Raw genomic sequence first — 25,281 nt, 5'->3', positions numbered from 1 at the left:
GAGATACTAGCATTCATAATTCACTTTTTTCATTTTTCTTTAAAAGAAAATAATTGAATTTACTTGTAAAAATTCTACCTACATTAAACACTGTCAGTTCTTTTAATAAACTAAAGAAAAGTAACATTACAACATTTAAAAACATTAGAAAAAAAGACATTTGAAAACTATCGAGGAATGATGAAAGCCAGAGAGAAATTATAATAATTACATAATTTAGAAATCCTAAAGTCATTGCAACTTTAAAGTGTGAAAGTCCTGAATCAATTAAAATATGATGAATGTGATTTCTATCTGCTTTAAACGGACTTTTACCTGATACCAATCTTATCCCAATTACTCGACACATATCAAATAATGGCATGAACAGTATAGCAAAAATAATTATCAATTTATTTTCAGCTTTAAATGTGAAATTGCTTAATAATGTTGCATCCATAGATAGGAATTTCAAAGTACAAAATCCTATAAAAAATCCTATAAGCAATGAGCCTGTATCTCCCATAAATATTTTTTGTCTTGTTGAAAAATTATAATAGAGATAGGCCAGCAGCATTGCTATGATACTCAAACTAACTAAAAAGTAAAAGTGTAAATCACAAGCATAAAAAATTAAAGAAAACACACTAAATATTACAATTGCTATTGTGGAAGCTAAACCATCTATTCCATCAATAAAATTAAATGCATTAATAATGGTTAATAAAATAAAAATAATTCCAAAATACTCTAATAATTCAGGTAATTTATGTATTCCTAAAAAACCATTCAGCGTTGTGAAATTCATAGAATTAGAAACTAGCAAAAAAATGATAGCAATGGTTTCCATCGTTAATTTGGCTATTGGAGAGGTGACGACCAAATCATCTTTTAAACCTATTATAAATACAACTGTTATCGCAGCTATTAGATTTAGACCAATATTTTCTACATCAAAATTTTTTATAAAAAAAAGTGTCATTATAATCGTTATATAAAAGGCTACACCAGCCATAGTAGGTGTTGAACAAAAATGAGAACTTCGGTTATTAGGTTCATCACTTAAATTCCGAATTTTTATTATCCCATATATTTTTGGTATAATAGTGTATACTAACAGAAATGAAATTATCACTATCAGTAAACTTAATACTGTAAAATTAGACATGATTTCTTTGAGCATTTCTTTATTTTTTTAAAATTATAAAATATTTTTTTACAATAAAACAGTTGTTCTTACTGTAAGCTACGGCTAAATAATTCAAGTCTAACTTTAATCTTACAACCATTCTTTTTCGGGGATTAAAGAATATTAAAGTTGAAAAAGACTTTTTTAAATTTTATAAAATAAAAAAATACGGTAGGTAATTATTTTTTTATTGGCAGTTATAAATAAGGTTATATTTCCAGATTAAATTTAAATATAATTACCGGTCCTAAAAAAATTTAACTACCATTAACCAAAATATTCGTTTAAAGGTATAATTCTTTAAAATTTTGATTTAAAGCACGTTAAATTTTAATTAAAGTTCTAAATATTATATGGTCAATTTTAAATACTAGGTATAAAAGTAATTTTTGATTATAAAAAAAGTAATTTATAAATAAATTAACAATCATTATTTCACAAAAAAAAACACCTCAAAATTAAATTTTTAAGGTGTTTTGCAGAAAAAAGAGATCAACTTAAATAAATTGTTAAAAAAATTAATTCTTTGTTACTAATCTAAAATTATTTTGAATTTAGGAGGAATAGATTAGCATAACCGGCTGAAACTACTTTCCAAGTGTATATTTTATTTGCAACGTTTTTCATGTCTTTAGCAATCTCATTTAATTCTTCCTGCTTAATATTTGATACAATCTTTAGTAATTCATTTTTATTATTGAAGTACTTAGCTTTGTTTGCTGTAGTTTCCAAGTTATAATTTATGCCATAAGTTATAATAGGCAACTCCAGATACATTGCTTCCACTAATGACGGATTAGTTCCTCCTGCACTATGGCCATGAACATAGAAATAACAATTACTTCTAATCTGGTTTAATATGTTTTGATCATAAATAGGGTCTAATAAATGGATGTTTTCATAATTATTGAATTTCAATTTCATTTCTTTACCATAGTTACTATTATTCCAATTCCCTATAACAACAATATCTAAACTTGGATGTTCTGAAAAGGAATGCAGTATCAAATAAATGTTATTTTCTGGTTCAATTCTACAAACTTTAAATGCGTATTTTTTAGCCAAGAAAGGATATTCAGATACAACACCGGAACTTAATGCTTCTTTCTTTGTATGATCAGCACCATAAGCAATTAATTCACTATTGATATTATAAACATATTTCACATAATCTTGGATTACTTTATTGTCTGAAACAACTCTGTCAGCATAAGTTACTGCTACTCTTTCGGAAAATTTTAAAAATATTTTAGCTGCTTTCCCCCATTTTGTACGTTTCCACTCTAACCCATCGATATTAACAATAATAACTTTATTAGATATCAATTTAATAAACGGTAAAACTACACAGCCCGAAACTCCCAGTATCAAAAGGACATCTGCATAAAATAACGCATTAAAAATGGAAATTATATCGTATAAAATGCTTTGCATACCATTTGCATTTAATGGGATATATTTTAACTGAGCATTGTTGTGACTTTTAAGCTTTTTAGGATAAAAAAAACTACTGCAATAAACCGTCACATCAAATGAATCAGTTAAGTGTTTCGTTAAATATTCAGTAAGAGTTTCAAAGCCACCATATTTAGCAGGAAGACCAACAGTGCCGATAATGGCTATTTTTTTTTGTATCATGCTAAAATTACTTTTTCAAGCATGATTCTTGCGCTTTCTTCCCACGAATACTTCCCCTTAATTGTTGATTGTATTGCGCTTAAATCTATATTTTTTACATTTTGTGCCATCTGATTAATTATTCTAACAAACTCCTCGTAATTATTCGGATCAAAAAAATAGGGATTAAAAAAATCAAAATCAGCCATAGCCGTAGTATTAGAGCATGCAACAGGTGTAGATAATGCCCCAGCTTCTAGTGGAGGGATGCCAAACCCCTCAGCTTTAGAAGGATATACAAAAAATTCTGCTGCATTTAAAAAATTTTTCAAATCTAAATCAGTAACTTTTCTAAACCAATAAATGGATTTTTTAACTTCTTTTTTTAAATCATTTATGTCATCAAAAAGACCACTATGCAATGTATTGTCTCCAATTAAAACGAGAGAAAATCCTTTTTCATACAGTTTTTCCTTTGCAAAAGCTTTAACTAATAAATTTTGATTTTTTCTCGGTTCTATGCGGCTTACATAAAGTATAAACTTTTGGACGGCATAGCGGTCACTAATATATTTTTTTGACACCTCTTTGGCTGTTTTAAATTGAAAATAATCATCTGAAACAGCGTTGGGTGTTATTATTATTTCATTTGCTTTAATGTTAAATTGTTTGGCAATTTTTTGTTTGGAATAATCTGAGACGGTCAATAAATAATCACTCCTTTTAGCACTTAAAAAAAATAATATATTGCGTTGCAATCGATACAAAAAAGAAAAATCATTAGAAAAATCATTAAAAAGAATATCATGTATTGTAACAATATATTTGCAGTTTTTATTTTTAATAAAAGGAATAACATATTGGAAATGAGCATGTGTACAACCTAATCTATTGATTATTTGAGGTATTTCTATAAAAATTCTTTCGAAACTTCCTCTTGATGAATACTGAATGTATTTCACATTAGGTTGATTTACAAAATACTCCTTAATATTTTCAAGTTTATTTGCACCAAAATATAAGGTGATGTTCGGGTCTAGAAATAAAACCTTTAAATACAATTCTTTGACATACGTTACCGTACCTTGAAATTCACCGTCAAAAATATGTGCATCAACAAAAATTTTATAGTTTTTCATACTTAAATTAATTTAAAAAAATCACGATATGCATCGAGTTAACTCTTTTCACTCAAATATAATTTTATCTTACGGACAATAGAACTTTCAATTTTCCATACTTCGAACAACGATTTTAATAAAAAAATTCTTGAGCTATTGGAGTTAAGATATTCTTTATGATAGTACAATTTACTTTGAAAAGCATATTTATGCATGTTAATAAAACTCAAATTACTTGAAATTGTTTGCGAGCTTAAATGATCATAATTTAAGTTATATAAAAGGTAATTATTCAAGCCCAATCTTTTAACTTTAATGCCTATTATAGATTCTTCCATATATAAAAAGGTGTTTTCGTCTAATAAACCTATATCAAAAAACACTTTTTTGACACCCATAAAAAAAGATCCCGCTAAACAATCAACTGGCTTAATTTCTGAAAGATGTTCCGTATTATAAATTTGCCTCCCTCTGTAGAAGTATTCATTACGAAAAATAAATTCTAATGCGATTAGTGAGCCTTTTATATCATCTATAAATCTGGGGGTTTTCCACGCTGACATTTTTGATATCTTTCCATTATCACGCATTATAGGAGCGACAAAAGCCGGGTTTTTTAACTTTTTATACTCTTTAGTCATTTTAAATAATAATAATGTGTCGTTAATCGAAATATCATTATTACTGATTACAATAAAATCTATCTCCTTTTTCTTTAGATAATGTAAACCAAAATTATTACCGTAGGCATAACCTCCATTTCTTTCGCTAAGAATTACTTCAATATTTTTTATTGCTAAGAATGTATCTTTTAATATATCATATGATTTATTAGGCGAGCAATTATCAACTATTAGGATATTTAAATCTATTTTTTCCTGTTTTTGTAAACAGTCGACGTATGTAATCGTGTCCTTATAGGATTGATAATTCAATATTATAACATAAATAGAGTCTAATTGATCTGTATTTTTCATTTAATACTGTTTTAAAATCACTTTAAATTAATTTAAAAAGCGCCTGTTATACAGAAATTTTAGCCTTAAAAAGTTATAATAGACAGAAGTTACATTTAGTAAAAAATATGTAAATTATTTAGATGCTAAACTCCTATGTGTTTTCGCTCTTTTTGCTTGAATACTTTGTCAGTCGAAGTATTTCTCTCATTTTCCTGCCCCAAATATCCCAATTTAATTCGTTTTCAAATTTCTTGCGGGCGTTTAAAGATAGCGTACTTAACTGTCCCCGATCATCCAGAAGAGATTGTATAATTGCCACATAGTCAGCTGGTGTGGCGGTCAACGGCAAAGTAAAACCGTTGATACCATTTTCAATAATTGAGGTTACACCGCCCGTATCTGTAGTGATAACCGGTATCCCAAAAGCATTAGCTTCACAGAACACTATAGGAGTACAATCAGCACGGGTAGGAACAAACAACAGATGTGTATTGTGTAAAATATTTACTAAAACATCACATTCTTCCCCTTTATTCTTATCAAGAAAAGGCACTATTTTAATTTTATCGTCATTTGTCAATAAATTAGGAATACAGCCGCATATTGTTAAGGTTATATCATACCCTTTATTAGTTAAAATACGGAATGTTTCTACTACAATTGCTCCGCCTTTTCTTTCCCAATCCACTCCTAAAAAAAGAAAATTTATCGTACTATTGAATTCTTTGTTTAAGTTTGCTCGTTGCGGTATAAAATCTAGATTAGCCCCAAATTTCACTGTGAAAACAGAACTTTTATCAACTTTATAATTATTAATTACATATTCAGCTGCCCAAGTGGAAGAATAAACATGAGTGACGGCCTTTTTTATTGCGTATTTTTCAATTAAATCACCCTCTTTAAAAGAAAAATCGGAAATATTTGAAAAATAGTCATAATAATTATTCAGTTGACCAAAAGAACTATCCGATAAATAACATATTGGTATTGACGATTCCAAATAAGCTATTTCTGTGGCTGCTACTGGAGCAAAAATTACATCAATTTTTTTATTTTCAAGTTTTTTTTTGATTTGAGAAGCATAAAATTTACTTAGTATCAAACTGTGGGATCTATCATATCTTTTAAAAAAAAACAGCTGATTTATAACAGTGTTTATTAAAAGCATTGATTTAATCATTAAATTATGCTTTATTGGCGCAATTAAATAAACTTCATCAACTTCTTTCATTAAGGATTCATACATCTTAAAATGAGTTCCGGACCAACTTCTTTTATCCTTTGGATTTTTTGCGGTGAGGTACCCAACTGTAAGTTTTTCTTTCATGTTTGAGCTAAAATTAATTTAACTTTATAATTTTTGCTTTCACTGATTTCATTTTAAGTGTAGCTCCAATTAAAATCAATAGTAGCACGGGCGTTGTTGTTGTAAAAATTCCATGAACTACAAAAGTTATAAGCATAACCGTAAATACAGCTGCCTGTAAGAGCATGGATGCTAATTTTTCTAATTTACTGCACTCTTGAAAAGTGACTCTTGAGGCGACTTGTAAAAGTTTGAATAAAAAAAGAAAGAAAAAAATTATTCCAAGTAATCCGGTTTTTAGTAGTACCGTAATAAAACCATTATGGAACATAGGCAAAACATCTAATGAATCCATTTCACCATTAAAAATCCAATTAGGAGTATAAACAACAGTACCGAAACCCTGACCTATTAACATCTCAATAAAATTCCCTTCACTGAATTTTGTAAGTCCTAAGAAAGCTTCATAACCGCGCCAATTCTGGCTAATTTCAAATGATGTTTCGTAATCTTGAACAAGGATTTCATTGAAAGAATGATTTATTTTTGATTGAAATGTGTCTTCTTCTATTGCGCTGGATTCAACTTTTATGAAAAACCCTCCAAAAATAATTAATAGTACCACAAATACGGTTGCCCAGTAGATTTTCAAAATAGTAATATATTTGTCAATAAAGGGAATTAAAATCATTACCAATAATAAAAAATAATCTGTTCTCGAAAATGATATCGCAACTGAGAATAGTGAAATCCCCATTATAAACCATTCCTGAAAATTTTCAAATAACTTGAATTTGCATATTCTTGCATAAAACAATATTGTAAATGCTAACAATGCTGTTGGATTTGACAAGCTATACCCATATCTTGTCTCAAGACCTAGCTGGGCAAGTAATGCCGGATTTAAAACCAACTCTATCAAATTATAAATAGTTATTACAAGTGAACTTATTACAATAACTTTTATTAGCTCTCTAAAATCAATTATTTTTTTAGACATATAAAACCCGATAATAATAAATAGCGGAGCTTGAATAAAGTACATTATATCTCTTGTAAAATAATACAAATTAAAGTCTGCCAAACGGACTAGCCCCACAAAGAATCCTATAAAAACAATCATCTTCAAAAAAAAAATATTTTTTAACCCACGAGACGCTTTTACAGACCTATTTAGCTCAAGATGAATCAATAAAGGAATTGACAAAAAAACTACAGCTTGATCCCAGTCTGTTTGAGAAAGAACCAGTAACAGGGCAGTATACCAGAGAGCGGGGTCATTTTTATTTGATTTTAGAAATCTTTCCATGATTTATTTATAAAACGTAAATACTTTTATATTGTTTCTTTGAAGTACTATTGCTGCATAAATTGTTATAGTAAACTCACAAATTAATAAAGATATAGCTGCCCCAGTAGTTGATAGTTTGAATCCAAAAAGTAAAATTCCCAAGACAAGCAAATTTAAAATTGCGCCTGTCATATAGATTCTAGAAAAATATTTATCCATTTTAAAAGGTAACAATACAATATTAAATAATATTGAAGCAATAGGCAGTATTACTATTAAAGGAGATAAAATTCTAAATATTACTATTGAATGATTTACATTTTGACTAAACAACAAATGAAAAATTGGTTCGGCAAAAATGACTCCGATTATCCATATAAAAATTGAAATGATAATTATAAAATTTAAAATTCTTTGCAAAAAAACTACAGTTTCTTCAGATGATTTTCTGACTAATTGAATAATATGAGGATAAAGTGTTTGAGTAAAGGGTGAAAACATGGCTACAATTATTCGTAAAGCTTTTTCTGCAATTGCATAATAACCAACCATCGTTGTATTAGTAACCAAACCTAAAACAACTGTGGTCGTAGTTGTGTAAAAACTAGTAGAGATTGTAGAAATGAAAATATAATACCCTTCTTGAACATGCCTCCGTACATTTTTATAATTTTGAATTTTAAAAGGAACATTAAAAGTTTTATTTATCAAAATCATTGAAATAATCCCTACAAAAATATATCCTCCAGAATTTAATAATGGCACTAATAAATAATCATTTGGTGATTTTACAAATACAAAAATCGAAATTGTAAAAATAACTTTTGAAATTACAGATAAAATTGTGATGTATTTCATCTTTTCCATTCCTTGAAAAAACCAAGTTGGAAATAAAAATGTTCCAATGACACTACCGAAGGTAAAAAAATACAACTCACAATGCATTGAAAATTTTTCAAAACTAAAAACTACAGCTGCCATTATAATTAAACACAAAATAACTAATACAAAACGTGCTGTCATAATTGAATTGTAAGTTGTCGTTAATTCCTCGATATTATTCTTTGTCAGTGATATTTCTCTAGTTCCGGAAAAATTAAATCCGTATTCAGCTATAACAGAAAAATAGCTAATAAATGCTTGTGCAAAAATAACAAGTCCGTAAATTTCTATTCCTAGTGTTCTTACCAAGTAGGGGAATGTTACTAATGGTAATAGTAAGTTAACTGCATGTAAAAATGATAATGATATAAGATTAGAAAACAACTTTTTGTTCTCCGCTCTTTTTAATTTTTCAATCATTATTTTTTTTTAGTTAATTATAAATTCAACAAACGCTAAGGTTTCAATTTTTTAAATAAATAAAATGATTATTTAAAAACAAAATCGAGGTATTTTCAGTTTAACTCTATCGCATTGCTGCATTAAAAAGTAAATACTTCTAAATCTTAATCTAAGCAAACATTACAAATCCAGCCATAGCAATTAAAAAGAATGCTAAAATTATAATTGAGATAATTCCTAAAAATTTTTTTGAAATATTCATTATGCTTTGCTTTGAAAAGATGGCTGAATAATTAAATGGGGAAAGATAATTTTACTAAAAAAATAATTCATAGAAAATTTCTTTTACGGCTTCGCAGTTGAAAGTCACATAAATGCTGTCAACTTTTTAATTAAAAAACTATGCTTCATTTTTTACACTCTATCAAATGTAAGTATTTATTTTTTTAAAAACATCTACAAACATAATTAAATGTACCTCAAAACACATGTTATCAACAACATAGCAAATCCAGATGTTTATTGGTCTATATGTTTAATAAACAAATAATAAAAGGAGATTTATAAATTTAAAGGAAATATGATGGAATTTGAAGAGTCCCAAAGTATAAAATAAAGGAAGAGAAACTATGTATAATTGTAAAAGCAAGATTTTAATTTTAAACAAATAAGTCATTTAAGAAACTACAAAATAGCAATTCCTTAAATGACTTATATGTTAAAAAACCGTAGGTTGTTTATAATTTGCTGATATAACTTCCGTAAATATCTTTAAACTGATAGCCTTCAGAAAAACGATCTTTGCTTAGTTTTTTGTATTCAACCAAAGCCCAAAGTATAAATTCCTTCATGAAAAATTTATCTTCCTTGGCGAGTTGAGGTTGGTATTTCTTGATTAAAACTTCAAGAGGAACAATACTTCCCAAGATTCTTTCATATTCTTCATCAGAACAATCATCTAGTAATTCGAAACCACTTTCGGCAAAAAACCATTCGATGATATCTGTATAAGCTGTTTTTTCATCTTGCTTTTCCAGTTTTTCAATTTTTGGAAAATAAGCTGGAAAAAAGGTATGGATTGCATCGCCTAATAAGTGCTGTGCTACAACGGCTGCACCCTCCTGCTCTCCTTCATATACTAATTCTACTTTTCCAGTAATCGCAGGGATGATTCCCATAAAATCAGACAAACGTAAAGTAGTGAGATCCGCTCCTGATTTCAATGCTCTGCGTTCCGCTGTACTTAATAAATTCTCAAAAGCAGTAATGCTCAATCTGGCGCTTACACCACTTTTATTGTCTATGTATTCACTCTCACGAGCCTCAAAACTGATTTGTTCCAATAAGTCCCTCGCTAATGAAGGAACATAGACCATATCATTCTGCACTTTATCTAATTTAGCTTCTTGCTCTGTAATTGTTCTCGCAATTTTTATCGTATCGGGATAATGTGTCAAAATTTGAGAACCAATTCTGTCTTTCAATGGTGTTACAATACTTCCACGATTGGTGTAATCCTCTGGATTTGCCGTAAAGACAAATTGCATGTCCAAGGGCATTCTTAATTTGAAACCACGGATTTGAATGTCACCTTCTTGCAAAATATTAAACAAAGCAACTTGGATTCTTGCTTGTAAATCAGGTAATTCATTAATTACAAAAATACAGCGATTCGCTCTTGGAATCATCCCAAAGTGAATCACTCGATCATCAGAATAGGATAATTTCAGATTTGCGGCTTTTATCGGATCTACATCTCCTATTAAATCGGCAACGGTTACGTCTGGCGTAGCTAGCTTCTCGAAGAACCGATCGCTTCTGTGCAGCCAAGAAATGGGAGTTTCATCCCCTTTTTCGGCAATTAAGTTTTTGGCAAAACGAGAAATTGGTTTCAAAGGATCGTCATTAATTTCTGAACCCGCTACAAACGGAATGTATTCGTCTAATAATTCAATCATTTTACGTGCTAACCTCGTTTTGGCTTGACCACGAAGTCCCAGTAAATTGATGTTATGACGTGATAAAATGGCGCGCTCCAACTCTGGAATTACCGTATTTTCAAATCCATGAACGCCTTCGAATGTTGGTTTTCCTGATTTGATTTTTTCTCTCAGGTTCAAACGCAATTCATCTTTTATGCTTTTGCTTTCGTATCCTGATTTTTTTAATTCGCCTAATGTTTTTATATTTTCTATTTTCATGTTTGAAATTTAACGATTGAAAGAGGGACTACTTTAAAAATTGTTTTCCTGCTCTTGCTATCTATTATCTTGATTAATTATCCTGTTCGCTTTATTTTTTTTGCTCTAAAGTCGTTTCTACCGTTTTATTTAATTCTCTTCTTTCTATTAGTTTCATAATCTTCAAAAATCATTTCGCCCAAACCTTTCAATCCAGTATAGAACGCTTTTCCTTGATTGGCTTCGGTAAATTTATTGACAAACTGCTGTAGATAAGGATCATTAGCAATCATAAAAGTAGTAATCGGAATGTGTAATTTACGGGCTTGTTGCGCTTGACTGTAGCATTTATCTACAATATATTCATCCAGACCATTGCTGTTCATATAATACGAACCGTCCTTTTCCCGAACGCAACTTGGTTTCCCATCCGTAATCATGAATATTTGTTTATTGGTATTTCGTTTTCTACGAAGTAAGTCCATTGCTAGTTGCAAGCCTGCTACTGTATTAGTGTGGAATGGTCCTACTTTTAAATAAGGTAAATCTTTAATAGCAATCGTCCAAGCATCATTTCCAAAAACTAATATATCTAAAGTATCTTTTGGATAACGTGTTGTAATTAATTCAGCAAGAGCCATTGCCACTTTTTTAGCTGGTGTAATTCTATCTTCACCATACAAGATCATACTGTGGCTAATATCAATCATCAAGACAGTGCTCATCTGAGATTTAAATTGTGTTTCTTCAACAACCAAATCATTTTCGGTCAGCATAAAACTGTCGACTCCATTATTGATTTGAGCATTTCGCAAACTTTCTGTCAATGAGATTCGCTCTAGTCCATCACCAAAATGAAATTCGCGAAATGCACCAGTATGTTCGTCACCATTTCCGGCATGTTTGGTCTTGTGATTTCCACTGCCACTGCGCTTTAAATTCCCAAAAATAGTGTCTAAAGCCTGCTGCCGAATAGCTCGCTCTGTTTTTGATGTAATTCCAATTCCTGAACTTCCATCTTCTTTAAGTTCATCACGGATATATCCTTTTTTCTTTAAATCTTCGATAAAATTATCAATGGTGTAATTTTCATCCGTCAATTTATATTCTTTGTCTAATTCTCGCAACCAATCGATTGCTTCATCAAAATCTCCAGAGGTATGCGTGATTAATTCCTTGAAAATCCCAAAAAGTTTATCAAACGGAGATTGATTTGGCGCTTCGTATTGCTTGAAATAAAAACCTTTTCTATTGTCATTTTTCATATTGTTAAAATTACATTATTTTCAAATGACTCTTTACAAACGTTTATTAATTTTTAGTTAAAAGCGTTTTAATATGAATTATGTGGTAGAATTTTGGAACCAAGAATGCTTTTTGTAACGTGATCTCAAAAAATCAAATGAATTCTCCATCCACATAAAACCAATTTCCATTTTCAAGTTTAAAAGAGGAAAGTTCATGATGAATTTGCTGCTGCCGTTTAGAGTCCAAAAAGTAGGCTTTGAACTCCACCGTATATTCGGTGACGTATATAATTTCTAATTGAAGCCATTTATTTCTGGTCGCCCAATTAAGAATTTCTGATTTAGAATGGGAACTTCTTTTGGAGACATGGGTTGTTGCTACCAAATAATCAGCTTGATGCGTCACATAGGCCGAATAACGAGAACGCATTAACAATTCAGCTGTTGTTGCTTTTTGAATGCCATTAATAATGGGTTCACAACATTCCTGATAGGATTTACCCAAACCGCAAAAACAAGTATTCTGGTTGCTATTTAGCATGCTACTTTTAAAGAGAAGTTGTTGCTTGGCCATTAAGTCCTACTATTCTTTGGTGTAATTGATTCAACAAAACTTGATACCTACTTATTTCTATCAGGTCTTCATCTTCTTCGGCAAAATCGAGTAATTCATCTAGCTCTTCACTAACTTCAACTAATTTATTGTTGGCTCCTTTGGCATTTTTTTCAGCTATAAAATCAATTATTTCTTGAACACCACTTTTTACTTGGTCAAATTTATTTATTTCCATGATGTGTCTTTTTAGTTGTTCTCCGAAGCGTTATTTTCATTAAACTTCTTTACAATTTGCTTTAACTTTTCTTTGCGCACAATTTCCGCTTGCTTTACTTTATCTTGTGCTTTATGCAATTTGTCGTTGTGTTTTTTAATATTTCTTTCGTTATTTCTACTCATGGTCTTACGCTAAAAAATTATGAATTCAATTATTTGATTCAAAAATGTCCTGCAAAGTTCGGGTTATTTATTGAAATTCAAGTTGTTTTTAATTTGACAATTTGTTCTTTTAAATAGCATTAGCTATGATTGTCAATTTTCGTTCCCCAAATCAGAATGTGTATTCCTAATTTTTCAAGATGATTTTAAAGAAATTCGAATTCTAAAACTATTAAAAAGATCATAATTATTGGCGTTGCAAGAAAAAATGATGTAAAACATTGAAAATTAAAGAGATAACTAAATATCAAAAAGTTTCCTCCTGAACATTTTTTTTATATATTTAGTTTTTTAATGATGCAGTGATCAAAAACATATTATTCCCTATATGAACTCTGAAAAAAAACACACTAAATTGACCAAATGGTTCTTTAAAAGGCCAAAAATAACGGGAGTAATTACGTTCTTATTTTTGAGTTTTATTGCCGGTTTTATCGTAGTACAGCAATATAAATTGATAAAAGAAGACGAGCAGAACGAAATGAACACGATTCTTCATGTCGTGCATCAAAACATTGAACAATCGCTTAAAAATTGTTATACCACTACACTGACTTTAGCACTCACTATCGATAGCAACGGGATTCCTGAAAATTTTGACAGTGTTGGCAAAACACTAATGGCCTCAAATGCTAATATTAATGCGGTACAGTTAGTTCCAAAAGGAATTATAAAATACATATATCCCATGAAAGGGAATGAAGCGGCTATGAATTTAAATATTCTAACGGATCCTTATCTTAAGGAGGAAGCTTTAAAATCAATCGCAACTCAAAAAATGTATTTTGCAGGGCCTTTAAAATTAAAGCAAGGCGGAATGGGAATTGTAGGAAGGTTTCCAATTTTTAAGAACAATAAATTTTGGGGTTTTTCAGCCGTTATAATCAAATTAGAAACGCTGTTAAAATCATCGGGTATCAATAATATAGATGATTCAAAATATTATTTTCAATTTTCAAAATATGATCACGCAAAGCAGAAAGAAATTTTTTATTTACCTAATAAAAGTGATTTTGAAAATAAATATAACGTTTCAATAAAAATTCCAGATGGTAATTGGAAGTTACACATCATCTATAAAAATCAAAATTATCTGTATTCTCAAATTTTAATTCCTGGAATCATTGGAATCATTATCGCCGGACTTTTTGGTGTCTTAATATTTACGCTTTTAAAAATACCTAAAGAATTGCAATCATTAGTAAACATTCAGGCTACTAAACTGTTGAACTCTGAAATAAAATTTGGAGCTATTTTCGATCAAGCAGCGGTAGGAATTGCTCATATAGATTCCTTTACAGGAACTTTTATTGAAATCAACAACCAGTATTGCCAATTGTTAGGTTATTCACAGAAAGAAATGAAAGATCGTACCTTTCATTCCGTAACCCATCCTGAAGATTTAGAAGAAGATCTGATTAATCTTCATAAATTACGGAATGGAAAAATAAAAGCGTATTCACTCGAAAAACGCTACATTACAAAAGAGGGTGCTATTGTTTGGGTGAATCTTACAGTATCGCCACTCCTGAAAAAAAATAACAAAGTGACAAGTCATATCTCTATTGTTGAAGATATTACTCTAAAAAAAGAAGCTGAAAAACTAATTCAGAAAAGTGAAATACGCTTTAAAAGCTTATTCGAAGATTCGCCAATACCATTATGGGAAAAAGATTTCTCTGAGGTGAAAAATTATTTACAAGAACTAAATCTGATCAACAAAGCACCAGAAATAGTTTCTAACTACTTTAATAAACATCCTAAAGTTTTGGTGAAATGTATTTCTTTAGTTAAAATTATTGCTGTTAATAATTCGTGCCTAAAGCTATATCAAGTTGACACCAAAGAGCAAATAGCCGCTAACTATCCAAAATTAATAAATTGCGACTTTGCAAAGGCTTTTGTAGAAATAGTAGTAGCGATTACGCAAGGCCAAAAACAAGTTTTTATTGATTCCATCGTACAAAATTCAAAAGGTGAAAATATAGATGTAAATTTAAGATGGAATACAATCCGTGGTTATGAAAAATCATTGGAGCGAATCATTGTTTCTACAGAAGATATTACAGAGCGCATTGCCAGCGAAAAAATTATCCTTGACACAAAACAAAGAGTAGAATCTTTAATTAATACCATTGACGGAATAGTTTGGGAATGCGATGCTAAAAGCTTTTCGTTTAATTTTATAAGCAGAAAGGTAGAAACTATATTAGGATATACGCCTGAGGAATGGCTTGCAGAACCTACATTTTGGCAGGATCATATCTACTCGGAAGACCTAGAAAGGGTTCGGAATTATTGCAAACTGAAAACAGAACAAAATTTAAACCATGATTTTGAATATCGCATGGTTGCTAAAGACCATTCTATTGTTTGGCTCAGAGACATCGTAAACGTAGTTTTAGAAAATGGCAAAGCAGTTAGTTTACGTGGTATTATGATTGACATAACTAAAACTAAAGAAGCGGAAAAAGAGTTGAATACATCCTTTACTATGGTCACCGAACAAAATAAAAGATTATTGAATTTTTCCTATATTGTTTCCCATAATTTAAGATCACACACCAGCAATATCGCCTCTATCGTTTCTTTGATTGAATCCTCTGAATCCGAAGAAGAAAGAGAACAAATGATACAGTTATTAAAAACCGTTTCCGGTTCTCTTAACGAAACCATGGTACACTTAAATGAAGTCATAAATATTAGAAATAATATTGGACTAGTATCTGAATCTTTGAATTTAGCACATTATATTACAACTGTAAAAAGTGTGCTTTCTGAACAAATCACTAGTCATGAAGTAACTATTTCATCTGATATACCTGAGGATACCTTCATTAATTATAACCCAGCTTATCTGGAAAGTATACTTTATAACATCATTTCAAACTCAATTCGGTACAGGCATCCTTCTCGTAAACCCTGCATAAACATTTCTTTAGCAGTTGATAACGGAAGGAAAGTCCTTCAAATTTCAGATAATGGCATAGGTATTGATCTTGTGAGAAACGCTGACAAAATTTTTGGTATGTACAAGACTTTCACGAACAATTCTGATTCCAAAGGAATTGGACTATTTATAACCAAAAATCAAATTGATGCGATGGGAGGAAATATTACTGTGGAAAGCGAACCCAATGTTGGAACTACCTTTAAAATTTATATTCAATGACAAAAAAAGCAATCTGGATAGTTGACGATGATGCCATTTACCAAATTATAGTAAACAAAATAATTCAAAGGTCAGCGATGTTTTCGGCGATTTCCTCTTTCAAAAATGGTAGAGAAGTAATTGATAACTTGCATCATGCTGCAGCAATTAATGGTGATCTTCCGGACATCATTTTATTGGATATCAATATGCCTATAATGGATGGATGGGAATTTATGGAAGCAATGGCACTTATAAAACCTAAATTGCAAAAAGAAATCGTCGTCTATATTGTCAGTTCCTCGATTGCCATTGAAGATAAAAACAAATCAAAATCGTATGAAAATATTTTAGGATACCTCTCCAAACCCATCACTGTAAATGATTTGGTATTAATTGCTTCAAATGATTAATAAAAGGATGCAATGAAGCTTCATAAAAAAATAGCAAACAATACTGTCAGAACTAACATCAGTGAAATTCTTTTTTTATTTCTTCTAATGTTTTAGTAGTAAAGAGGAGTTCATTGATGATTTGTTGTCTCAAAAGATCAATATCATTACAATCAAAATATCGAGCCCACGACGTTAAAGTAAGTAAATTTCGAACTTGTTTGATGCGCTTGGTAGTTTCAAAACTAGTTCGCAAAATTGCTTTTTTATCATAGTTTGGATTGTTTTTATGCTGATAATTAACGGTTTTATTTGAGAAATTTACTTCTAAATAATAGAGTTCTTCCAAAGCATTATCTGGATAAAAGTGGTCCCAAGGAGCGAAACCTAATTTAATTTTAGAGGGAGTTGCTGGGTCTAATGGCTCTAAACGCCATTTGCTATTTGCTAATCGTCCCCAATGATTGGATACACGATACATTCCTAAATTAGTATAATAATACTTACTTCCCGACTTACTATCGTATTGCAGTTTCATGCCATTGACAGTCTCTACAGGCATTTCACTAAATACACAAAAAGTATTTTTAAAAGAATTTGGGTTGGGGCGAAAAAACTTTTCCATCAAGCAAAGATAATCAGAAAGCGCAAATCCTAGCAAGACAAACTATAATTGATTAACTTTGCCGACAAGATTTACTTTAAAAAAATTATTATGACTAAAGCTTCTGAAGAAAGAATGTTGCAAAAAGGGGTTTATACCGGAATCATGGAAAAAGATGAAAATAACAACTTTTTTTGTGGACAATATCTTTTAGACTACCAAATGGCTACAAAATATACTGTAGGAGATTGGATAACTATAAAATCCATCATCGAAAATCCTAGCGATATCAGCCACAACAAATATCCAAAAAAATCAAAAAATTTCGATAAAGCAAATAATAAGCCACAACAGTAGCCTGTTTAAGAGTTTTAATTCTTTGAAATCCAACCCTTAGAAAAGACTTTTTTTTAAAATTTGTTGGTCATAAACCAAAAAAATAAAAAAAAGTGTACCTTTGCAAAAAATTTGTCGATTTTGAAATCAAATTATATTGATTTTATAGTAAAAGACAAGTAGTTACCTTATTTATGAAAAAAATAGTTGAATACCGCAAACTGCTAAATGTAGACAAAACTGCAGAGCTAAAAGATTTGAAAACGATTTATCGTAATGCGATGAAAGAAGCGCATCCTGATAAATTTCAGGGCGATGAAGCTGGATTGAAAGCTGCTGAAGAAAATAGTAAAAAAATCATTGAAGCTTATCATTTCTTGGTTAGCATCAATCCTGAAACATTGAAATTAAACTTACCAGAATATACTGAAACAATAGCAACAGCTACAATTTCAGACTATAAGTTTGTTGAAGGAAGATTAATCATCAATTTCTCAAACGGTAGTGTTTACGAATACATAAGTGTTCCTAAAGCAACTTACGTAAAAATGGTCAACGCTGATTCTCCTGGTAGATTTGCGAAAAGACACATTCTGAATTCGTTTACTTGGAGAAAAACAATCAATCAAGATTAATTCTTTACCACATAAAATTTAAAAGCATCCTTAATAGGATGCTTTTTTTTTGACTTCAAAGCACTTCTTTTCTTCTACTATTACTTTTTTAAAGAATTTTTACTTCGATTGATACTACGGACACCTTTTAAAATGTTTCGGCATCACTATTTATGATCCTTTTAAAAAAATGCTGTTTTTACCGATTCAACAACGAACAAATCATACCAAAACAGATTCAGTTTTCAGTATTAAATCTTTTTTACCGCTCCATTAAAATATGTAACTTCTACCATTGGTAATGGTTGTAAGTGTTATTATTAACAACGGACAGCATCTAAAACTGGCTAATCAATTCATTCTAAACGATACATAAATAATTATAAATTATAACAAAAATTTAGGTTCTAAAATGAATTATATTTTATATTTTTTAAATACTTTTGCAGACTTAACTCAATTAACTAATTAATAATGAAAAAAATAATTCTATTACTTTCGGCAACTGTTGTTTTAATTTCTTGTAACAAAGTTGGCAAAGACGAGTACATCATTTCAGGAACTGCAACAGGAATTGAAAATGGTAAAACAATTATCTTAGAAACACAAGATGCAACGGGAATGATGTTACCAAAAGATACTGTAAAAGTTGAAAATGGGAAATTTGAAATGAAAGGAACAATAACTGAACCTTCATTTTACACTATTCAATTAGAAGGAGCGCAAGCTAAAATACCTTTTATATTAGAAAATGGCGAAGTAACTATTGCTATTAATAAAGATAGTATTCAAAAATCGAAAGTATCAGGAACTTACAATAATGATGAGTATGTAACTTTCAATGAGGAAATCACTAAAGTTCAAAAGAAACTAATGGATTTTCAAAATAAAAATATGGAAGCTATGAATGCTGCACAACAAACTAAAGATACTGTTGTTATCAATGGTTTGATGAAAGAATTTGCAAAGATTCAAGAAGAAGTTGGTGTAGCTTCAAAAGCAAAATATGTTACTTATGCTGAAACGCATCCAAAATCATTTATTTCAGCTTTAATTATTCAAGGAATGTTAAATGACCCAACAGCTGATGTTGCAAAATCTGAAAAATTATACAACGGATTAGAGGAGTCATTGAAAAAGACAAAACCAGGCTTAGCCATCAAAACTAAACTAGCTGAAATCAAAGCACCTGCGGCTGTTGGAGCAACTGCCCCAACAACGGACGGTAAATGAAGAGCCGATTTTTCCGCTCCTAATCCGGAAGGAAAAATAATATCTTTAAAAGAAAGTTTAGGTAAGGTAACAATAATTGATTTCTGGGCATCTTGGTGTGGTCCATGCCGTCAAGAAAACCCAAATGTTGTAGCACTTTATAAAGAATTACACAGCAAAGGGCTAAACATTATTGGTGTTTCTTTAGATAAAGATGCCAAAGCTTGGAAAGAAGCCATTGCAAAAGATAAATTAACTTGGAACCAAGTTTCAAATTTAAAATTTTGGGATGAACCCATTGCAGCACAATACAAAGTGGAATCTATTCCTGCTACTTTTATTTTAGATGCTTCAGGACATGTAGTCGCAAAAGATTTGAGAGGTGATGCGCTTCGAGCTAAAATAGTAGAACTTTTAGCAAAATAAACAACTTCTTTGATAGAAAATATAAAAATCTCCCTAGTGGAGATTTTTATATTTTATTCAATACCAATACATTAAAAATAATACTAAAATTAAGTGCAAATTTAGTTTGGAAACTTCAAAACTGTTTCTATATTTGCACCCGGTTAGCACAATAAGCAATGCTTATTGAGTCTTGGGGAGATACTCAAGCGGCCAACGAGGGCAGACTGTAAATCTGCTGTGTAAACTTCGCAGGTTCGAATCCTGCTCTCCCCACTAAAACGCTGCAAGTAATTGCAGCGTTTTTTTTATAGCACTACTTAATCAAAATTAGCCCCTGATTGTCATTGTCTGACTTACTTGTCTGCATGACTTTTAAAATTAAATAGTCCGTTACTACTAAGTCATTATGCACTCTCACATTTGGAATTTACTTTTTACTATAGTGGCCAAAAGAAATTTAGTTTAAGTAGTTCTATTAGTTTTCACTCGTATTAGAGAATTTAAGGGATACGACATAAAAAAATCCCTATCATTTAAAAATGATAGGGATTTAGTTAGATACGTACTGTCTATTACAAAGTCGCCATATCAATTACAAAGCGATACCGTACATCCCCTTTTATCATGCGGTCGTAAGCATCATTAATATTTTTGATATCAATCATTTCAATTTCTGAAACAATTCCATTCTCAGCGCAGTAATCCAGCATTTCCTGAGTTTCAGGCAAACCGCCAATCAAAGATCCTGCTAGACTTTTTCTACCACCAATTAAGCTAAAAGCATGAATTTCATAAGGTGTTGGTGGTACGCCCACACATATATGCACACCATTTACTCTTAATAAGGACAAATATAAATTTAAATCATGTGGCGCAGAAACAGTATCAAGAATAAAATCAAAATATCCAGTGGCACTTTTTAGTTGTTCTGCATCTTTGGTCACAATAAACTTGTGAGCGCCGAGTTTTTTTGCATCTGCTTCTTTTTCGGGAGACGTACTCAAAACGGTAACTTCAGCACCAAAGGCCACACCAAATTTAACAGCCATGTGTCCTAGCCCACCTAGTCCTAAAACAGCTAACTTATGACCCTTTCCTACTTTCCAATGCTTCAGTGGAGAATAGGTTGTTATTCCAGCACAAAGCAACGGTGCTACAGCGGCTAAATCTAATTTTTCAGAAACGCGTAATACAAAATCTTCATGTACCACGATCGTGTTAGAATAGCCACCATAAGTAGGTGTTTTTCCATCTTGTCCTAAAGCATTATAGGTTGCCGTACTTCCATTTAAACAAAACTGCTCTAGTCCTTCCTGACAGTTTTCACAGGTTCTACAAGAATCTACCAAGCAACCTGTACCAGCTAAATCTCCAATTTTAAACTTTTTGACATGGCTACCTACTTTTATCACTTTCCCTACGATCTCATGTCCAGGAACCATCGGGTAAATAGCTCCTCCCCAATCGTCTTTTATTTGGTGAAGATCACTATGGCAAACACCGCAAAACTGAATGTCAAATTGAACATCATGCGGTCCTACTTCACGTCTTTCAAAGTTCCAAGGAGCTAAATCTGTTTTAGAATCTTTTACTGCGTATCCTTTCGTTGGTATCATATTTATTATTTTTTATAAAATTATGAAATATATTGTAGCTCTCGATTTAAAGATTTTATATAATTCCCACTTCTTTCCGTTTTTTTTGAATTTGAGATCAAGTGCTGCAGATACAACATTCTGGAGTATTAGCTGTGTTTATTGCCATTCCTTAAAATTCCACCGCTAGCCTCTTTAATGTATTGAATAAACATAAATGCATGGGGATCTAGTTTACTAATTTCCTCCTTGATTCGCAAAAGCTCGAGTCGGGTAACTACAGTGACAATGATATCACAATCTTTTTTGATGTCGAAATTATCTGGTAAATAGCCTCTTTCGCCCTTGATAATAGTAATTCCTTTTCCTAACTTTTGTACGATTAACGATTTTATTAATTCACTTTTAGAAGAGATGATGTGTAATGAAGTGTACTGCTCTAATCCGTGAGAAATATAATCTAGCGACTTTATAGCTGAAAAATAAGTTACAATAGAATACAGTGCCGTAGAAATACCAAAAGAATAGGCTGCTGCGAGAAACAATAACGTATTCATGGCGAAAATGACCTCTGATACATTGAGACCAATTTTTTTAGTTGTCAATAGTGCTATTATTTCTACGCCATCAGCTGTCGAACCACTACGAATACACAAACCCATGCCCACACCAATAAGACAACCACCAAATAAAGCAATCAATAGTGGGTCTGACGTGACGGGAGCAACATTAAAAAAAGTCATACTTAAAGCAATCAGCAAAAAAGTAAGGAAACTTTGAATAGCAAAAGTTTTACCCAGCATTTGCTTCCCGATAAATAAAAAAGGAATATTAAATACTAATACTAAAATCCCAAAAGGCCATTTGGTAATTTCATGAACTAAAATTGCAATACCAATTATACCGCCATCCAAAAATTTATTAGGTATCATAAATCCCTTTAATGCTAAGGTTATCAAGGCTACTCCTACTAAATTTAAAATAATATTTTTAAAATAAAAAATTTTTTTCCAGTTGATTGAATTGTGATCAGTAATCATAAGGATTTATTTTAATTATAATCCATTCGCTTTACTAAAGTAACAAAATAAGCTTAATTAATTGGTTAATAAACAGTTGTAATTTATATTTATTCAATTATTTGTGTTTTTTAACTTCTCTAAATAAATAGGATTGCTTTTGATTCCATTTAATTGTACTCCTTCCTGTGAGAATTCGATTCCTATTTTTTACATTCTCTCCATTCCACTACAAATCAAAACAAGATAAATTGAATAAAATCTGCAAAAAATAAACTAAATTTGATATAATAAATAGAACAAAATACTAAAAATCAATATCTTAACTGCTCTGCCTCATTCTAAATTGGTCTAATTAAATTAATATTATTAACTAATAAATATATTAATTATGGGCAAAAAAGTAGTAATTGCATTGACTGTTCAAGCGAATAGTCTTTACACGATGAATAACCCTTCTCCAGCTGATATAAATGCTAAATGTTCGCTATCAGATGATAACTCCGGAAGTTCTGCAAATGGCACTTTAGAGGACTTTAAGTCTACTGTTTATATCAACCAAGATGTGAGATGGATAGGTTTGACAAGCGATACTGGATTTTCAGTGTCGATTGACAGCATCGTTTATGAACCAAATTTTAGTGATGTCAATTTTTTTGATTCATCAACAATTAAAGGGACTGGCGGGAGGTCAGGCAATATAACAGCTAAGGTTAAAGATGATTCCAATTTGCTTAACAAAATAGATAAATACAGTATTCATTTTAGTATTTATGACAATGGGAATACCTTTAAATCTTTCCAAATCGATCCAAAATTAGCGGCAAACCCATGATACTTGCAAAAGATCTCACAATTTTTGTCAAAATCTTATTTCTGGTTGTTTTTTCACTTTTTCTGAACTTAATTATGCGGGCTCAGAATCAAAAAGTGGCTGATAGCCTTTTGAAAATTTATCAAACAAATGAACTTGTAAATACGGAAAAATTAGAATTACTGCGGAATTTATCATTTAATGAAGTGAATAATTTAGAGTTATCAATACACTACGCAGATGAATTAATTACATTATCAAAATTAGAGAAAAACAACTTATATCTGTATCGAGGATATTATCAAAAAGGGACTAAAAATAGACTAATAGGAAATTTAAACGAAGCTTTAAACGATTTTTTCAATGGGGGAAAAGCAGCGATTAAAGCGAAGTCGATCAATGGAGAAGGAATATCATACATGGCAATAGCAGATGTATACTCCGTAATGGGAAACTCCAATAATGCCGAAATTTACTATAATAAGTCCACACAATTGCTACGAAAGTCCAATGATTCCATATCTCTAGCTAGTGCACTATTGAACGCTGGAGATGAATATTCGAAGAACAAAAAATTTGGTTTAGCTTTAACCAATTTTGAAGAGGCTGGTGCTATTTTTAAGAAGATTAATTATTCAAGTGGCACGGCATACACTTTGGGAAATATTGGAATGGTCTATGCCAAAATAGGCAAAAGTGAGCTTGCTAAGTCTTACATTACAAAAGCCATAAATATTCTAGAAGAGTTAAAAGACTATTATGCCATTTCAGACTATTTGTTATGCATGTCTGACATCTACCTGATGCAGAATAATTGGCCTGCAGCGCTTCGTTATGCGAAGCGTAGTCTGCAACTGGCAGAACAATATGGATTAAAGGAACAAATTAGCAATTCGAATCTAAAAATTTCTGAACTCTATCAAATAGCCAAAAACCCAAAAGAATCCCTTAAATTCTATAAAAATCATATTGCTTATCGGGATAGTATCACTAATCTAAAATCCGTTCAGCAAATGGCTGACATAAGGACAAATTATGAGGTTTCCCAAAAGCAAATTGAAGTAGACCTACTCGAGAAGGATTCAGAAATTCAGAAATTAAAAGAGAAAAAACAACAAAATATCATTTATGCTTCAGCAATCTCTTTATTGCTAATCTTAATTATTACCATAGGTTTTTATAGACGATATAAATTTATTAAAAAAACGAATGGTATTATTGAAGAAGAAAAAAATCGTTCTAACCAATTACTTTTGAATATTCTCCCGGAAGAAACTGCGCTTGAACTAAAACGAAGCGGAAAAGTTCAAGCTAAAAAGTTCGACTCTGTTACCGTTTTATTTGCTGATTTTGAAGGATTTACAAAGTATTCTGAAAATTTATCTCCTGAGAAATTAGTAGAAAGCATTGATTTTTATTTTTCAAAATTTGACACAATAATGGATAAATACAATTTAGAAAAGATTAAAACCGTTGGGGATGCCTATATGTGCGCAGGAGGACTGCCCTTCCCTACTAAAGATCATGCTCATAAAATAGTACTTGCAGCACTGGAAATCGCCCAATTTGTAGAAGCTTCAAAAAATGTGAATTCAGAGAATCAAACTCGTTTTGAAATTCGCATCGGAATCAATACAGGTCCTTTAGTTGCAGGAGTGGTCGGCATAAAAAAATTCTCTTACGACATTTGGGGTGATACTGTGAATATCGCCTCCCGTATGGAATCTAACTCAGAAGCTGGAAAAATAAACATATCCGATTTTACATATAACATTATTAAAAATGATTTTGATTGCAAATACAGAGGGGAAATTGAAGTAAAAAACAAAGGAATGATGAAAATGTACTTTGTAAATGATCCTTTGAATTCTCTTAAAAATTATACCTTCACAAATGAACTTGTCCTTAATGATCCTAACGAATTTTAGTTTATAATCATTAAAGTTTATAAAAATAGTTAGTTTTGAGT

Annotated in this window: 22 protein-coding genes, 1 tRNA gene and 1 pseudogene; 9 read left to right on the top strand and 15 right to left on the bottom strand. The window is 30.8% G+C overall.

Features of this window, described 5'->3' with window-relative positions; genetic code table 11:
* Window positions 1–13 precede the first annotated feature (13 nt).
* The 12 genes from IWX83_RS08855 to IWX83_RS08800 all read right to left on the bottom strand — a co-directional run bounded on the left by IWX83_RS08855 (window position 14) and on the right by IWX83_RS08800 (window position 13,128).
* Window positions 14–1,162 (bottom strand): glycosyltransferase family 4 protein, encoded by a 1,149-nt coding sequence (locus tag IWX83_RS08855; protein WP_196829096.1) that lies wholly within the window; start codon window positions 1,160–1,162, stop codon window positions 14–16.
* Window positions 1,163–1,711: 549 nt separating this feature from the next.
* Window positions 1,712–2,806 (bottom strand): DUF1972 domain-containing protein, encoded by a 1,095-nt coding sequence (locus IWX83_RS08850; RefSeq protein WP_196829094.1) that lies wholly within the window; start codon window positions 2,804–2,806, stop codon window positions 1,712–1,714.
* Complete coding sequence (locus tag IWX83_RS08845) at window positions 2,803–3,924, bottom strand: glycosyltransferase family 1 protein (RefSeq protein ID WP_084129625.1); 1,122 nt, start codon at window positions 3,922–3,924, stop codon at window positions 2,803–2,805. The genes IWX83_RS08850 and IWX83_RS08845 overlap by 4 nt, the downstream gene beginning before the upstream one ends.
* A gap of 38 nt (window positions 3,925–3,962) precedes the next feature.
* Window positions 3,963–4,883: a glycosyltransferase gene (locus IWX83_RS08840; protein WP_073354115.1), complete on the bottom strand. Its 921-nt coding sequence runs from the start codon at window positions 4,881–4,883 to the stop codon at window positions 3,963–3,965.
* A gap of 133 nt (window positions 4,884–5,016) precedes the next feature.
* The gene (locus IWX83_RS08835) at window positions 5,017–6,096 is read right to left on the bottom strand and encodes a glycosyltransferase family 4 protein (protein WP_196829092.1); all 1,080 of its coding nucleotides are present in this window, start codon (window positions 6,094–6,096) and stop codon (window positions 5,017–5,019) included.
* A gap of 109 nt (window positions 6,097–6,205) precedes the next feature.
* A complete protein-coding gene (locus IWX83_RS08830; RefSeq protein ID WP_073354120.1) occupies window positions 6,206–7,480 on the bottom strand; it encodes an O-antigen ligase family protein in 1,275 nt (424 codons plus the stop codon).
* 3 nt (window positions 7,481–7,483) lie between these two features.
* A complete protein-coding gene (locus IWX83_RS08825; RefSeq protein WP_196829090.1) occupies window positions 7,484–8,764 on the bottom strand; it encodes an oligosaccharide flippase family protein in 1,281 nt (426 codons plus the stop codon).
* A 719-nt stretch (window positions 8,765–9,483) separates the two neighbouring features.
* Entirely contained in the window at window positions 9,484–10,947 is a 1,464-nt protein-coding gene (locus IWX83_RS08820; protein WP_196829088.1) for an AAA family ATPase, read from the bottom strand.
* 125 nt (window positions 10,948–11,072) lie between these two features.
* A complete protein-coding gene (locus IWX83_RS08815; protein ID WP_196829086.1) occupies window positions 11,073–12,191 on the bottom strand; it encodes a VWA domain-containing protein in 1,119 nt (372 codons plus the stop codon).
* Between the two features lie 133 nt (window positions 12,192–12,324).
* Window positions 12,325–12,714, bottom strand: a complete 390-nt coding sequence (locus IWX83_RS08810) for a YchJ family protein (protein ID WP_196829084.1) — start codon at window positions 12,712–12,714, stop codon at window positions 12,325–12,327.
* Between the two features lie 7 nt (window positions 12,715–12,721).
* Window positions 12,722–12,964, bottom strand: coding sequence for a hypothetical protein (locus IWX83_RS08805; protein ID WP_196829083.1), 243 nt, complete (start codon window positions 12,962–12,964; stop codon window positions 12,722–12,724).
* An 11-nt stretch (window positions 12,965–12,975) separates the two neighbouring features.
* Window positions 12,976–13,128: a hypothetical protein gene (locus IWX83_RS08800; protein ID WP_139255648.1), complete on the bottom strand. Its 153-nt coding sequence runs from the start codon at window positions 13,126–13,128 to the stop codon at window positions 12,976–12,978.
* 367 nt (window positions 13,129–13,495) lie between these two features.
* Between IWX83_RS08800 and IWX83_RS08795 the strand changes: the two genes are divergently transcribed.
* Window positions 13,496–16,339, top strand: a complete 2,844-nt coding sequence (locus tag IWX83_RS08795; protein ID WP_196829081.1) for a PAS domain S-box protein — start codon at window positions 13,496–13,498, stop codon at window positions 16,337–16,339.
* Complete coding sequence (locus tag IWX83_RS08790) at window positions 16,336–16,731, top strand: response regulator (protein ID WP_073354128.1); 396 nt, start codon at window positions 16,336–16,338, stop codon at window positions 16,729–16,731. Before IWX83_RS08795 ends, IWX83_RS08790 begins: the two co-directional genes overlap by 4 nt.
* Before the next feature lie 58 nt (window positions 16,732–16,789).
* On the opposite strand, the gene IWX83_RS08785 is transcribed toward IWX83_RS08790, so the two are convergent.
* Complete coding sequence (locus tag IWX83_RS08785) at window positions 16,790–17,335, bottom strand: hypothetical protein (RefSeq protein WP_196829079.1); 546 nt, start codon at window positions 17,333–17,335, stop codon at window positions 16,790–16,792.
* 90 nt (window positions 17,336–17,425) lie between these two features.
* On the opposite strand from IWX83_RS08785, the gene IWX83_RS08780 reads away from it, so the two are divergent.
* The 5 genes and pseudogenes from IWX83_RS08780 to IWX83_RS08760 all read left to right on the top strand — a co-directional run bounded on the left by IWX83_RS08780 (window position 17,426) and on the right by IWX83_RS08760 (window position 20,157).
* A complete protein-coding gene (locus IWX83_RS08780) occupies window positions 17,426–17,671 on the top strand; it encodes a hypothetical protein (protein ID WP_073354131.1) in 246 nt (81 codons plus the stop codon).
* A gap of 173 nt (window positions 17,672–17,844) precedes the next feature.
* Window positions 17,845–18,285 (top strand): KTSC domain-containing protein, encoded by a 441-nt coding sequence (locus IWX83_RS08775; protein WP_073354133.1) that lies wholly within the window; start codon window positions 17,845–17,847, stop codon window positions 18,283–18,285.
* A gap of 453 nt (window positions 18,286–18,738) precedes the next feature.
* Window positions 18,739–19,497 (top strand): DUF4369 domain-containing protein, encoded by a 759-nt coding sequence (locus IWX83_RS08770; protein WP_073354134.1) that lies wholly within the window; start codon window positions 18,739–18,741, stop codon window positions 19,495–19,497.
* Window positions 19,498–19,515: 18 nt separating this feature from the next.
* A pseudogene (locus IWX83_RS08765) lies at window positions 19,516–19,902 on the top strand (TlpA family protein disulfide reductase); the annotation flags it as partial.
* 174 nt (window positions 19,903–20,076) lie between these two features.
* A tRNA-Tyr gene (locus tag IWX83_RS08760) sits at window positions 20,077–20,157 on the top strand.
* 299 nt (window positions 20,158–20,456) lie between these two features.
* Here IWX83_RS08760 and IWX83_RS08755 read toward each other — a convergent pair.
* Together IWX83_RS08755 and IWX83_RS08750 are read right to left on the bottom strand one after the other, a co-directional pair.
* A complete protein-coding gene (locus tag IWX83_RS08755) occupies window positions 20,457–21,500 on the bottom strand; it encodes an NAD(P)-dependent alcohol dehydrogenase (protein WP_073354137.1) in 1,044 nt (347 codons plus the stop codon).
* Window positions 21,501–21,628: 128 nt separating this feature from the next.
* Window positions 21,629–22,519 carry a YitT family protein gene (locus IWX83_RS08750; RefSeq protein ID WP_073354138.1) on the bottom strand — a complete coding sequence of 297 codons (891 nt, stop codon included), beginning with the start codon at window positions 22,517–22,519 and terminating at the stop codon, window positions 21,629–21,631.
* Between the two features lie 370 nt (window positions 22,520–22,889).
* Here IWX83_RS08750 and IWX83_RS08745 point away from each other — a divergent pair, with 370 nt between their 5' ends.
* Together IWX83_RS08745 and IWX83_RS08740 are read left to right on the top strand one after the other, a co-directional pair.
* The gene (locus tag IWX83_RS08745; RefSeq protein WP_073354140.1) at window positions 22,890–23,333 is read left to right on the top strand and encodes a hypothetical protein; all 444 of its coding nucleotides are present in this window, start codon (window positions 22,890–22,892) and stop codon (window positions 23,331–23,333) included.
* A gap of 74 nt (window positions 23,334–23,407) precedes the next feature.
* Window positions 23,408–25,240, top strand: a complete 1,833-nt coding sequence (locus IWX83_RS08740; RefSeq protein ID WP_231379901.1) for an adenylate/guanylate cyclase domain-containing protein — start codon at window positions 23,408–23,410, stop codon at window positions 25,238–25,240.
* The last annotated feature ends 41 nt before the right edge of the window (window positions 25,241–25,281 follow it).

Origin of the sequence: Flavobacterium sp. CG_9.1, assembly GCF_015751645.1 — a bacterium.
Classification (GTDB): domain Bacteria; phylum Bacteroidota; class Bacteroidia; order Flavobacteriales; family Flavobacteriaceae; genus Flavobacterium; species Flavobacterium xanthum.
This window is presented reverse-complemented; position numbering and strand designations above follow the sequence as displayed.